At 52.3% G+C, this 11,869-nt stretch carries 10 protein-coding genes; 8 read left to right on the forward strand and 2 right to left on the reverse strand.

The window, feature by feature from the left end; translation table 11 throughout:
- The first annotated feature begins 410 nt into the window (after nucleotides 1–410).
- Both H8730_RS08855 and H8730_RS08860 read left to right on the forward strand, forming a co-directional pair.
- Complete coding sequence (locus H8730_RS08855) at nucleotides 411–659, forward strand: hypothetical protein (protein ID WP_249289733.1); 249 nt, start codon at nucleotides 411–413, stop codon at nucleotides 657–659.
- 340 nt (nucleotides 660–999) lie between these two features.
- Nucleotides 1,000–2,154, forward strand: a complete 1,155-nt coding sequence (locus H8730_RS08860; protein WP_177717982.1) for a Gfo/Idh/MocA family protein — start codon at nucleotides 1,000–1,002, stop codon at nucleotides 2,152–2,154.
- Nucleotides 2,155–2,314: 160 nt separating this feature from the next.
- Here the strand turns inward: H8730_RS08860 and H8730_RS08865 are convergent, their stop codons facing one another.
- On the reverse strand, nucleotides 2,315–2,917 hold the full coding sequence (locus H8730_RS08865) for a TIGR04100 family radical SAM protein (protein WP_177717980.1): 603 nt from the start codon (nucleotides 2,915–2,917) through the stop codon (nucleotides 2,315–2,317).
- Between the two features lie 232 nt (nucleotides 2,918–3,149).
- On the opposite strand from H8730_RS08865, the gene H8730_RS08870 reads away from it, so the two are divergent.
- The 3 genes from H8730_RS08870 to H8730_RS08880 are packed head-to-tail and all read left to right on the forward strand — an operon-like array spanning nucleotide 3,150 to nucleotide 4,807.
- A complete protein-coding gene (locus H8730_RS08870) occupies nucleotides 3,150–3,647 on the forward strand; it encodes a sigma-70 family RNA polymerase sigma factor (RefSeq protein ID WP_177717978.1) in 498 nt (165 codons plus the stop codon).
- Nucleotides 3,625–3,900, forward strand: a complete 276-nt coding sequence (locus tag H8730_RS08875; protein WP_177717976.1) for a hypothetical protein — start codon at nucleotides 3,625–3,627, stop codon at nucleotides 3,898–3,900. The genes H8730_RS08870 and H8730_RS08875 overlap by 23 nt, the downstream gene beginning before the upstream one ends.
- A 49-nt stretch (nucleotides 3,901–3,949) precedes the next feature.
- The gene (locus H8730_RS08880) at nucleotides 3,950–4,807 is read left to right on the forward strand and encodes a double zinc ribbon domain-containing protein (protein ID WP_177717974.1); all 858 of its coding nucleotides are present in this window, start codon (nucleotides 3,950–3,952) and stop codon (nucleotides 4,805–4,807) included.
- Here the strand turns inward: H8730_RS08880 and H8730_RS08885 are convergent, their stop codons facing one another.
- Nucleotides 4,808–5,740, reverse strand: coding sequence for a zinc dependent phospholipase C family protein (locus H8730_RS08885; RefSeq protein WP_249289734.1), 933 nt, complete (start codon nucleotides 5,738–5,740; stop codon nucleotides 4,808–4,810).
- A 189-nt stretch (nucleotides 5,741–5,929) separates the two neighbouring features.
- Between H8730_RS08885 and H8730_RS08890 the strand changes: the two genes are divergently transcribed.
- From H8730_RS08890 to H8730_RS08900, 3 genes are read left to right on the forward strand one after another with little or no spacing between them, the layout of a single operon-like run.
- Entirely contained in the window at nucleotides 5,930–10,072 is a 4,143-nt protein-coding gene (locus tag H8730_RS08890; protein ID WP_249289735.1) for a VWA domain-containing protein, read from the forward strand.
- Between the two features lie 23 nt (nucleotides 10,073–10,095).
- Complete coding sequence (locus tag H8730_RS08895; RefSeq protein ID WP_249289736.1) at nucleotides 10,096–11,610, forward strand: hypothetical protein; 1,515 nt, start codon at nucleotides 10,096–10,098, stop codon at nucleotides 11,608–11,610.
- Complete coding sequence (locus H8730_RS08900) at nucleotides 11,597–11,866, forward strand: hypothetical protein (protein WP_249289737.1); 270 nt, start codon at nucleotides 11,597–11,599, stop codon at nucleotides 11,864–11,866. The genes H8730_RS08895 and H8730_RS08900 overlap by 14 nt, the downstream gene beginning before the upstream one ends.
- Nucleotides 11,867–11,869: the final 3 nt, after the last annotated feature.

Raw genomic sequence — 11,869 nt, forward strand, 5'->3', positions numbered from 1 at the left:
AGCAACGGTAGCGACCAGCGGGCACACGGAGACAAATTCCTCTCCGCCACCGCCAAAACGATCCCGCCGGCGGAGAAACGGGATTAAAAATGCACGCCGGCGAGGCGAGCAACGGCAGCGACCAGCGGGCACACGGCGGCAAATTCCTCCCCGCCACCGTCAAAACGATCCCGCCGTCGGAGAAACGGGATTAAAAATGCACGCCGGCGAGGCGAGCAACGGCAGCGACCAGCGGGCACACGGAGACAAATTCCTCTCCGCCACCGCCAAAACGATCAAGCCGTCGGAGAAACGGGATTAAAAATGCACGCCGGCGAGGCGAGCAACGGCAGCGACCAGCGGGCACACGGAGACAAATTCCTCGCCGCCATCGTCAAAACGATCACGCCAGCGGTAAAACGGGTTTAAAAATGCACGCCGGCGAGGCGAGCAACAGCAGCGACCAGCGGGCACACGGAGACAAATTCCTCGCCGCCATCGTCAAAACGATCCCGCCGTCGGAGAAATGGAATAAAAAATGCCCGCCGGCAAGGCGAAGAACGGCACCGCCAGCGGGCAAAAGGTGGCAAATTCCCTGCCGTCACCGTCAAAACGATCCCGCCGTCGGAGAAACGACATTAAAAATGCACGCCGGCAAAGCGAAGAACGACAGCGGCTAGCGGACACACGGAGACAAATTCCTCCCCGCCACCGCCAAAACGATCATGCCGACGGAGAAATGGAATGAAAAATGCCCGTCGGCGAGCAGTCTTCCAAATATATATAGGGGCAGGACGATCCTTTTCCCGACAGCCCCTAAAAAGATGGCGAACGGCTTCTATAATGGGAAGAACGGGGGCTAATGCCCGCCGGTTCCATTTTATGGGCATATTCACTAAAAAGGAAAAGGGGTATTTGTGCAACTAGACCATTGTGCTTCAAGAAGAATTTCAGTATAATAGGCTTGATGTAAAGGATTACATTTTTCGGAACGAGAATTAGACATAAGGAGGAACGAGAATGGCAACAACTGGTGATGCAGTATTAGGTCAGTTCAAACCAACGGAACATAACGATAGTGAGGAGTGCTGTTGCGGTAAAAAATTAAAGGTCGGAATTATCGGCACGGGCTGGATTGCGGAGGCTCATATTGAAAGCTACCTTAGAATGCCCGATGTAGAGATTGTGGCGGGAGCCGATCTGATCGACGGGAAAGCGGAGAAATTTTTCAAGCGGTATGGGGTTGAAAATGTTCGGTTATATCCGGACCACAAATCCATGCTGGATGCGGAAGAGTTGGATGCCGTCAGCGTATGCACATACAACGCGACCCATGCGGAGTGTACCATCGACGCGCTGAACAAGGGAGTCAACGTCCTTCTTGAAAAGCCCATGTGCGTAACCCTGGAAGAGGGTATTGAGATCATGAAGGCGGAGAAGAAGAGCGGAAAAATTCTGTCCATCGGTTTCCAGCCCCGTCTTGACGAGAACATGAAGATGGTCAAAAAGATCGTGGAATCCGGAGCGCTGGGCGAGATCTATTATATCCAGACTGGCGGCGGCCGTCGGCGCGGTATTCCCGGCAGTACCTTCATCGAAAAGAGAACCGCAGGTATTGGCGCCCTCGGTGACATCGGATGCTACTCTCTGGACATGGTCCTCAACGCCATCGGATATCCCAAACCCTTGACGGTTTCTGCGTATACTTCCAACTTCTTTGGAACGAGCACAGAGTATTATCCGCCGGAAGACGCCAATCGCTTTGATGTAGATGATTTTGCTGCGGCCTTTATCCGGTTGGAGGGCGGCATTATCCTGGACTTCCGTATTGCGTGGGCTATGCATCTTGACACGCCGGGCGATACGATTATCATGGGTAAAAAAGGTAGCCTTCGGATTCCGTCCACTGATTGCTGGAATGGCAGTGTCGGCGGCCCCATGACCATCTATCACGACGTAGCGGGAAGCCAGGTTCAGACCACAATTCCCATTATCGAAAATCGAGGCCCCGGCCTGTTTGACAAGAAGATTCGCTCTTTCCTGGATGCAGTGAAAAACGGCACCGAAGCGCCGGTTCCCACCAGCCAGATCATCTATAACCAGGCCATCATCGACGGAATTGCGAGATCGGCGGCTCTCAACCATGAGATTACGCTGGAAATTCCGGAAGTGTAATGCCTGGACTGAAAATCCAATCTCAATGAAAATACCATATGCCACAGAATGATTCCTCGTTCTGTGGCATATCTTATCCTATAGGAAAGTCCGCCGTGAGGCGGACCTAGATAAGTTTGCGGAACGCAAACTTTTTGTATCAATGGCTGAGTGCTATGGGTCAGGATTCATAGGGGCGGATCCGGAGCGGCACGCCTACTCTCTCACACACCCGACGGCACGCCTCCTGCTCTTGAGCTGATGTCACAACGTCAACAATGGTAAAGACAACTTTGGGCACATAGCGCTTACATTGCGCTGCAAAGTGGAGCATAGCGTCATAGGAGGGAAGGCCGAACTTGCTGCGGGTCAACTCCAGATACCGCTCCTTTGTTGAGGCGTTCAAGCTGATGGATACCATATCCACCAAGCCTGCCAGAAGAGGGGCAGTCTCTCTCTGCCAGATTAGGTCAGAGAGCCCATTTGTGTTGATTCGGACAGGGGGATTCCCCTGGGATTTGCAGTGGGCGGCAACCTTAAGCAGGACATCCAATCGTTCGGTAGGCTCGCCATATCCACAAAAGACAATTTCCTGGTAGGAGTCCAACTTGTAGGAGCCCAGAGCCTCCACGATCTCTTCAAGCGATGGCTCGTGCTCCAACCAGAGGGAATCACAGCCACCTACGCTATCGCCGTTTTGACGGAGACAGAAGGTACAGGAACAAGGGCAACGGTTTGTTATATTTAAATACAAGCTCTGATGTAGAACATATGCGATGGTCATATTGATCTCCATTTCTGCGCTGCTTATGTATTAGTAGGAAATCCGCCGGCAGGTGGATTCTACAGATAGGAAGTTGTGTCAAGCAACGCGGAGACACAAATCCAATGGGGATGGCCTTATTATAAACGTTGGATTCTATAAAAACAAGAGAAAAAAACGCTAAAAAAATGAACCTTTTGGTGCACTCATTCGTATCTGTATATGAGCACAAAAAGGTGAGGAGGCGCGCGGAGTGATCAATCAATATATTGCGCAATACGGAACAAGATTGTACGGTCTATGTCTGACTCTTTGTGCCAATACCTATGACGCGGAGGACCTTTACCAGGAAACATGGCTCAAGGTTCTGCGGAAAATTGAGAAATACGACGCCGCTCGCCCTTTTGAAGCCTGGCTGACCGGGATTTGTGTGAATGCCTATCGGGACGTGTTTCGTCGCAGGAAGAGGTGTCCCATTGAAGGGGCCTTTGCCAGCGGTGAGGAGAAAGAGCGGGCGATGGAGAGCGTGCCAGAGGAGAGAGCGCCCGATTACAGCTACGTCCGTGAGGCGGTGGACCGGCTGCCGGAAAAACTGAGAACTACGGTCATCCTGTACTATTTTCACGGATTCAGTGAAAAAGAGACCGCCATGGCGCTACATATTCCGCCGGGCACGGTGAAATCAAGGCTGCATAAGGCGAAGCGAGTGTTGAAGGAGGAATTGAGCGATGCCAATGATTTACAATTTTGAGGAGAAACAGCCGCCGGAGCTGAATGAAAAAATGCTGCGGGAGCGGTTAAAACACCGGGACTTATGTAGGCAGACGCTGATTCTGCGGATCGCGGCCGTCCTTGTAAGCCTTTGCTATATCCTATTTGCATTCTGCATCGCGCCAGAGTCCATGGCCCTTGCGGTTGTAAGCATCCTTGTGGCCTACGTGACCATTGTGGGGAATGGTGTAATCTCGATTGTATTTTATAAAAAAGGAGCGTGCCTCGAATGAAATTGTATAATTTGGAAGGCTCAGAACGGCTGGAGAGGAGTGACCGATCGTGCTGATTCCCATTATTTTGCTGGTGCTCATGGTGATGCTGCCCATTGCAATCGGAATTTATGTCTATCGGGATGCGAAGAACCGGTCAATGAATGCGGCGCTCTGGACATTGGTCGCCATTTTTGCACCTGGCTTTATCGGGCTAATCATATATTTAGTTGTCCGCAGCGAACACTCTGCGCTGCACTGTCCCCAGTGCAGCGCACCGGTGCAGGAGCGCTTTGCCGTCTGTCCGCGCTGTGGGGTTCCGCTGAAAGATCACTGCCGAAAATGTGATTTTCCTCTGGAACAGGATTGGAGCGTCTGTCCCAACTGTGGGGAGCCGATCCCGCCGGAGCAGCGGGAGAGCATGTCGGTTCGCGCCAAGACCGACACGGGGATCAAAAAATTGTTGGCCCTGGTCATCATCGCTCCAACCCTATTTTGCATTCTCCTGGTGGTGGGGGTCAGCGCGTACTCGGCTGGAGGAGTGAGCCAGAGCGTGTCCGCCACCATGTCCCTCGACGATCCAAGCCTTGAAAACCAGCAGATCCGAAGCTGGATAGACGGCTGTGACGGGGCGGGGGAAGGGATCTATGTTCTGAAAGCTGTATCCAAGGAAGGGGATGCAGTGCAAACCCAATATCTCATCTATCGAAATGATGGACATTATGATGTGGACGCCTCCATCAGCATGGGGGGCTGGCTTTCAAAATCGAGGGTGACCATCCGGTTTCGCGACGGCGAGGAAGCGCAAGATTACTCCTTATTCTATTATGAATGTACCGGGGACAAAGAAATTGATATTCGAATCCGGCAATTTAATCGAAGCGTAAAGTTTAGGATGGAGACTGCGGAGGCCATCCCTCTTCCGTGATCACAGCGGCAGCCCGCTGTGGTAAGAGCGATTGCCGACAACGGAGAGAAAAGAGTCCGTGTTTAAGCTTGTCAAGAGGGTAAGACTCAACTTTACAGCCTGTCGAAACAAATCCAGAAACGTATCACAGTGTAGGGATGCGTCCCAGGGGTTTTTCCAAGGACGGCGGCGCAAGTTCAGGCAATCAGCAAACCGCCTGGGATATTCCAACGTCAGCTTGTCGGAAGCCAGGTGAGATAAAGAGAATACCGATTCGACCCTATACAGGAATCGGTATTTTCGCTTTTTTGGGTCCCGAAGGAGACGGCAGCTGACACGGCCGAGGTCGATGGTGAGCCGCAGGAATCCGGGGGTAATGAAGAAGGAGCCGCACCTGAAGTATCGGCCGAACGCTTCTCGACAGCTGGCACTCATAAACTTTGATACGGCGAGACGGTCAACCTTCGGCAGCGAGAATACGGCTTCCTCATGCAAGTCCAGCACGCGCGCAGCCCGGAAATAAGCCAGTAAACTTTGATCGATGGCATTTTCTAATTCCGCGTGGCGGCTGTAATAGTATTTATCTACACCATTGGGATCAAAGCCAGTGCGGCCGTAGACGAAGGGATGGCATAGGCTGTCCAGGGCATAATGACATAAAAATCCCATCAGATAGGCGCGGCAGCTATCCTGCTCACGCCCGGCGGGCAAAGCCCATAGGACACGCTCTGCGCACGCGAAGAATCGGTTTGTATCGTGTTTGTGCATGAAAGAGCCGATATTGCGGCAATCGTGCATCTGCAAGAGTGGCAAGTTATAGTAAAATAAATCTGGGCCTTGAAGGCCTAGGCGGTACGAAGCGGTGTGGCGGCGAATACAGCACCGCAGGGATGGGTCTTGGAGGGCGCGGTAGACTTCCCTGCCCAATAAATCATGCGTTGCGAAACCAGGCATACTGTATACCTCCTCGTATTCAAAGAAAAGTGTCTCAATTTAATATATTAACATAAACGAAAATGAGTCAAAAGTCAAGGGGTGGCGCATCCTTTTCAAGGGAAATCGCCTTTTTGAAGGGTTGATCTTGCATATTTTTGGGAGGAGTGATAGAATAATTTTAAAGGATTAGGGAAAGGGGATGTGAGAATGAGTATTCCGCTATGGCTACTAGTTTGCGGCATTTTTTTGCTGTTTGTCCTGGTCGATATTGTAGGACATAAAATGTTAAAGATAGGCCGCACTTGGGTGCACTGGTGTCTGCTCATCGCATTGATAGGGGCAATGGGATTGAGCGGGTTTTTGGGACTTCGATCCACCTTGCGGACAAAGAGTGAAAATGATTTGAATTTATATTTGGCGTACCGGTATCTCCAGACTGGAGATGGACTGAACGCCTCCAAAAAGGCTGATTTGTGTGCAGGTGACGCGAAGGGGCATGATCAGGTGGTGGCTCTCTTAGCTGACGCCGTACAGGGAGACTACATAGCGGCGTATTTTGCCGCAACACAGATTATGGAAAGCCAGCAGGTAGACCAATCCCTCATGGGCAGTGTGGAGGCTGTGCGCAACATTGCCTCAGAGATTCTCGGCATTTCCGAGGGCGAGGGGGCAAAGAATGAACTGCCGTTGGTGGGAATCTCGCTGGAAAGCGATGATATGGCTGCGGTGGAGACCATAACAGCAGAGGAGGCGCTGTTGGAGATCGAGCAGGAGGTCAGCGCCTGTTTTGAAACTCTTGGATTCAGCGAGGAGCAAAAGCTTCACTACCACAATGTATATGAGCTGGACCGCATGATCAATTCCAGTGAACTGTCGCAGCTGGACAGCGCTTCGGTTGATGGGATGATCGAAAGCTATCCGAAAGATCCAGATATCCTGCGGCTTGGCGCCAAGTATTATATGTACAGCAAGCAGTACGACAAAGCGCGGGATTGTGCATATCGCCTGCTTCGGGAGGAGCGGTGCGCAGAAAACTATGTGGTGTTTACGGATGTGATCGCTCAGACAGCAGCGGAGCGGGGCTTGACGGCGGAACAGATGGAGGACGAGGAAGTCAAGAGCCTGTTCAAAAAAGCGGAGTCGCTGGAAGAGCAGGCGGCAGAGTATGAGGTCTTTGGCGACTTCGAGGCGGACAAGCGAGATGAGTTGCTCAACCAAGCCCAGGACTTGCGGGATCAGGCAGCTCGGATAGACATAAGCCGCGCGGTCAACTATCTGCTGGCAAAGAAGCCTCTGCTCGGGGATGATACGGGTCTTTTCGACATCCAGCTTGCCAAACTGTATATAGCGCTGGATGACCGGGAAACGGCGCGAAGTTACATCCATAAGGTGATTGACCGAAATAATGAAATTCGGGAGGACTCCCCCATCAAAAAGCCGCTGTTGGATGTGGTGGACGCGTACAACCAGCTGGGACAGGATGAGACCAGCCCTCTGCTGAGCAGCTCCGTCAATAAATTGGTGGTGGCGGAGAGCCAGGGCGTTATAACCGTAGCGGAAGGCAATATCAATGGGGAGCTTTCCAACTATATCACATCAACTCTTAAATACGATCGTATCTTCGTACATATCGGCAAAATCGACACCTCGCAGTACCCAACGATCCGCGCCTACGCCAATGTCAACGGGACGAAAGAAAAGATGTTTGGGCTTGTCAGCGATTTCAGCGAGAAGGATTTTGAGTTGATCGATACCCAGTACCAAATCCAAGATTTTTCCTTGATTACATCGGAAATGGACCGCGAGATCGCCATCGCCATCGTGATGGATAAGAGCGGAAGTATGTCGGGAACTCCCATCAACGACGCCAAGCTGGCTGCGGAGGAATGCATCAACAATATGGATACCTCCTCCCAGAAAATAGCCATCGTCTCCTACAACGATGGCGCGACGGTGGATGTTCCTCTTACGTCATCCACGGCCACGCTGACCAGCGGCGTTCGGGAGATCGGCGACGGGGGCGGTACCAATATTTCTGGGGGTATCCAGGCCGGGATTGAGACACTGGCCAGCGCCGGCGGAACCCGCGCGATTATTTTGCTCACCGACGGCCAGGATGGGAACAGTGAGGAGGCGATGAACGCCGCCATTGAACGAGCGAAGCAGGAGGACGTGGTGATTTTCGCCGTTGGATTTGGTGACATCAACAGCGAGTACATGCGAAATATTGCCGAGAGCACAGGTGGAAAATTCATCTATGCGGATAATTCCACAGAGCTTTCGGATATTTATCGGACGCTTCAAAAATATATCGTGAATAACTATTGCTTTGAATATACGGTGACGCAGAACCCTGAGACGGATCCCCGTACTCTGATCTTGAGCATTCCAACCTATCAGACCTCTGCCAGCAAAACCTACCGCATTTCGGGTGATCCCGTAGATGAGACAGAGCTGGAAGAAGGAATTGGGCTGGCGGAAAGCGGCGAACTGGCGGTGTTTTCTGTGGCCCCCGGCGGCGTATCCGCCCAAGAGCTACAGCGAGGTGTCAAGATTGTCGTCAAGGGTGCTGGTTTTGTGGAGGGACTGCACATCAGCGTGGGGGACCTGGTGGTGGATAATCTGAGAGTCCTGGACGCCAACACGGCGGAAGGGACCATAACGGGATCGTTGCCGGTAGGACGGTACCCGGTGCGCGTTACCCTCCCTGATGGGCGTGTGGATATGAAGACGGATACATTTCGAGTCTTTCGCGCTGGGGTATCAAAATCTGTGCGGTTGGGCACGGTGACCATCCTAGCGGACACCATTGGACAGGTGGAGGACAATACGTTTGTGGCCTCCGGAAACGTTAGCATCAATGGTTTTATCCACAGTGATGGGGATTTGAATATTGTGGCCGATTCTCTGCCAGATAACTTCGATATCAACAGCGGAAATTCTCCTTATCTAGGGGAGAATGGAAAGCTGGAGGGGAATGGAAAGCTGTATATCAGCTATCAGCAGGCGAAAGCTGTGGGGGAATCCGGCGGGGACCTTCAGAAGCTGGGCTCCAATACCTTTGCCGAGTTGGTGATGAATGGCAAGGACTACATCGTTCGAAACGGTCTATTCTCCATGGATGTGAATGGGACGGAGACGGAATTTACGGATACCGTGTATGACTTTGACGTTACGATCCCCAATATGGCGAAAATTGAGGTGGCAAAGTGTACGCTGTACGCGGACCGGCTACAGGTCGATGCATCGACGCTGGATGTGGGGGACATCGTGGATACGGTCAAGCAGGCTTTATCCGGCGGGGCGGCCGCGCCCAGTGAAGCGGCAAAACCGTATACTTCTAAGGAAGAAGCTTTTGGATTTAAGGGGATCGAAGGCAATCTGTCGATGGCCCTTTCCGCCGATGATATTCGAGTGGGAGGCGAAGTCAAGTTAAAAGTCAATGACGCCATTCAATTTGGATTTTTTGGAATTCGTGATTTTAGCATCAAATTTAACACCTTAGATGCGGATCAGGAGTACTGGAAGGTCGGCGGAAGTATTGATTTCTCGCACATTGTGCCTGGCTTAGGTGGCGCGGGGGTGGAAGGATTTGAGGCCTCTCTCGGGTCCTACTACTGGTATCCCGACACGGTTGTCTTCAACGCCAATTTAAATCCGGGCATCCCCATCTACAAGGTCATCTATATTGATAAGATCGGCGGCAAGGCTGAGGGGTTGAGTACCTTAATTATGTGGGCCCAGGGGCTTAGCTCGCAGATGCAGAAGGTTTTGGGAACGGATATCAACCTGGATGAGGTTTCGAAGAAAGATGTCATTTTGGCGGGATTGTTGGAAGCCGACGTCAATCTGTTCAAGAGCTTAAACCTTCCGGCATCTGAGGAGATATCCCGGTGGGGAGAGCTGGGGGCGATTCAGGATGGAGAGATCGGATTCAATTGCAGCCAGCTGGAGTTCTATGCCAAGGCGGACCTGGCCATCTTTCAGCAAAAAGTCGCCAACGCGGAGATTAGCCTTGGGAAGCCAGGGTTTCGCATAGCTGGCGGGGTCAATCTGGATGTTTCCGCCTTTGGCCTTTCCTTAGCTGGCGGCGTGGATCTGGGCGCCAAAGCGACGACCTCTTCCAGCAGTATCTGGTTTGCCGGCGATGCGCATTTGAGCTGCTCCTGGACACATACCAACTGGGATGGCGATGTGAGGGCCGAGTTTAACATCGAGAAAAATGAGTACAATGAAACTAGGCTGATCGAAGTCGTGCTGCGAAATGGCGCCCAATATGCCCGCTATTGGTACGATAAAGACAGCGGGGTGACGCTCTTCGGCCGAGTCCATCAGGAGGTCAATTTCTGATGGAGGTCTTTTGGGAGGTTAGCATGAAAAAAATCCTATCCTGTATTGTGATACTGCTTCTGGCGGCGAGTTGCTTTCCGGCCGCTGCCATGGCCAAGACGGAGACCGTGGAGATCAACGTTGGCGAGGGAGCGGAAAACTATGTATTTCAAATCGTTTGGGAAAATACGGACCAGGAAGCGCAAGTGGAGATAACGTCACCGGATGGCGTCGTCTATAGCACGGAGGAGACCCCAGAGGCAGTCTCGGGCGAGGGGTTGATTGTCTTCAATGTTGGCGCCGCAGCTGCCGGTACATGGCAGGTAGCGATTACTGGGGAAGCGTTGGGCAAGGTTCAAGTGGACGGCGGTGAGTTGCCGGGTAGTATGGAGATCCAAGAATTTCAAGTTGTGAATCGCAGCGGCGCATTCTATGTCTCCTGGAAAGTATTGGATTGTCCGGAGAGCCTGCGGTTTCAGGTATTTGCTGATACGGACGCAGACGGATTTGACGGGGAGGAGATTGCCTCCTTCACGGAAGCCGCGGAAGGGGAGCGGGAGATTCAACTGGACCGAATGGACACAGGTGAATATTTCCTATATCTGCGCGTCTCATCGGACTCGGGAATCTTTACTAAAAAATACGCAGATGGCGCAGTTTCCTGGGTTCGGGACAATGCCCCGGGAGAGCTCTCCAATGTGCGGGCTTGCATGTTGGATGGCGATGTAATGCTCCAATGGGACGAGGTGGAGGAGAATACGGCCTACCGCGTGATGATCTTCGATGGAACCACCCATGGATTGATCCAGGATGATACGGTGGAGGGAGAGACCCTCTATCTCTGGACATTGCCGGACCAGTACGATGAAGTGCTGGCAGGAGTTGCGGTATATGACCGGGGAACAGGAAAGTATCAGACATACCCGGTTAAGCGAAGCGCGGAACCCGACGCCACTGTCGTCTATCCGGAGGAAGATGTGATCAACTCGCGGACACTTATGGTCAAAGTGGAGTTTTCTGGCGCCTATGAGGTCAGCGCGGCGCTGAATGGGGAACTCCTGGTAGACGGAAGTACAGAGGCGGGCGAGTACCGTGTGGATATGAAGGAAGGCGATAACGCCATCGTGTTTTATTTGAAGGATGACGCGGGCAATCTGCACTCGTATGTGAAGAACCTGCAAGTCGACACGGTCCCACCTCAGCTTTCCATACAGCGCAATCTCGATGGACTCAAGACATCGGATTCGTATCTCTATCTGGAGGGACATTCGGAGCAAGGCGCGCAGCTCTCGCTCAACGGACAGGAAATTTCCATGATCAAAGGATATTTCAATATTCGCTGTGACCTATCTCTCGGGGAAAATCAAGTGACGCTTATGGCGAAGGACGCGGCTGGCAATGAAACGCAGTATACAGCGGTTATCACCCGCACGGTACAGGGGGGGCACGCCATGTATTGGATTATTGGCGGGGCAGTGTTTCTCGTGCTCCTTGTCCTGTATTTGATTCTTTTTATCCGCGGCGTCAAAAGGAGGAAGCGGCAAAATGAAAATCGTTAAAGGGATTCTACTGGCAATCACCATTGTGACGGTGTGTTTTGCGGTCTATGCGCAGATGGCGGTATTCGGGGAAAACCTATTGTACGCTCCATCCCAATGGGGATTTTTCCTTGCCAGAAGTTATCGGTGGATCACCATCGCCGCTGTAATCCTAGTCATTCTGACAACGGTGCTGTTCGTCCTGGGCGCACTGCGGAGGAAGCGGAAGGCGAAGGGCTTGCCCAAAGGGAAAGAGAGCGAGAAGAATCCGGGGTGAGAG

The sequence above is a fragment of the Bianquea renquensis genome (genome assembly GCF_014384895.1).
In the GTDB taxonomy this organism is placed as follows: Bacteria; Bacillota; Clostridia; order Lachnospirales; family Bianqueaceae; genus Bianquea; species Bianquea renquensis.

Coding starts and splice junctions, on each gene's coding strand:
- H8730_RS08855 (WP_249289733.1), top strand. CDS start 411: ATGCACGCCGGCGAGGCGAGCAACAGCAGCGACCAGCGGGCACACGGA.
- H8730_RS08860 (WP_177717982.1), top strand. CDS start 1,000: ATGGCAACAACTGGTGATGCAGTATTAGGTCAGTTCAAACCAACGGAA.
- H8730_RS08865 (WP_177717980.1), bottom strand. CDS start 2,917: ATGACCATCGCATATGTTCTACATCAGAGCTTGTATTTAAATATAACA.
- H8730_RS08875 (WP_177717976.1), top strand. CDS start 3,625: ATGCCAATGATTTACAATTTTGAGGAGAAACAGCCGCCGGAGCTGAAT.
- H8730_RS08885 (WP_249289734.1), bottom strand. CDS start 5,740: ATGCCTGGTTTCGCAACGCATGATTTATTGGGCAGGGAAGTCTACCGC.
- H8730_RS08890 (WP_249289735.1), top strand. CDS start 5,930: ATGAGTATTCCGCTATGGCTACTAGTTTGCGGCATTTTTTTGCTGTTT.
- H8730_RS08895 (WP_249289736.1), top strand. CDS start 10,096: ATGAAAAAAATCCTATCCTGTATTGTGATACTGCTTCTGGCGGCGAGT.
- H8730_RS08900 (WP_249289737.1), top strand. CDS start 11,597: ATGAAAATCGTTAAAGGGATTCTACTGGCAATCACCATTGTGACGGTG.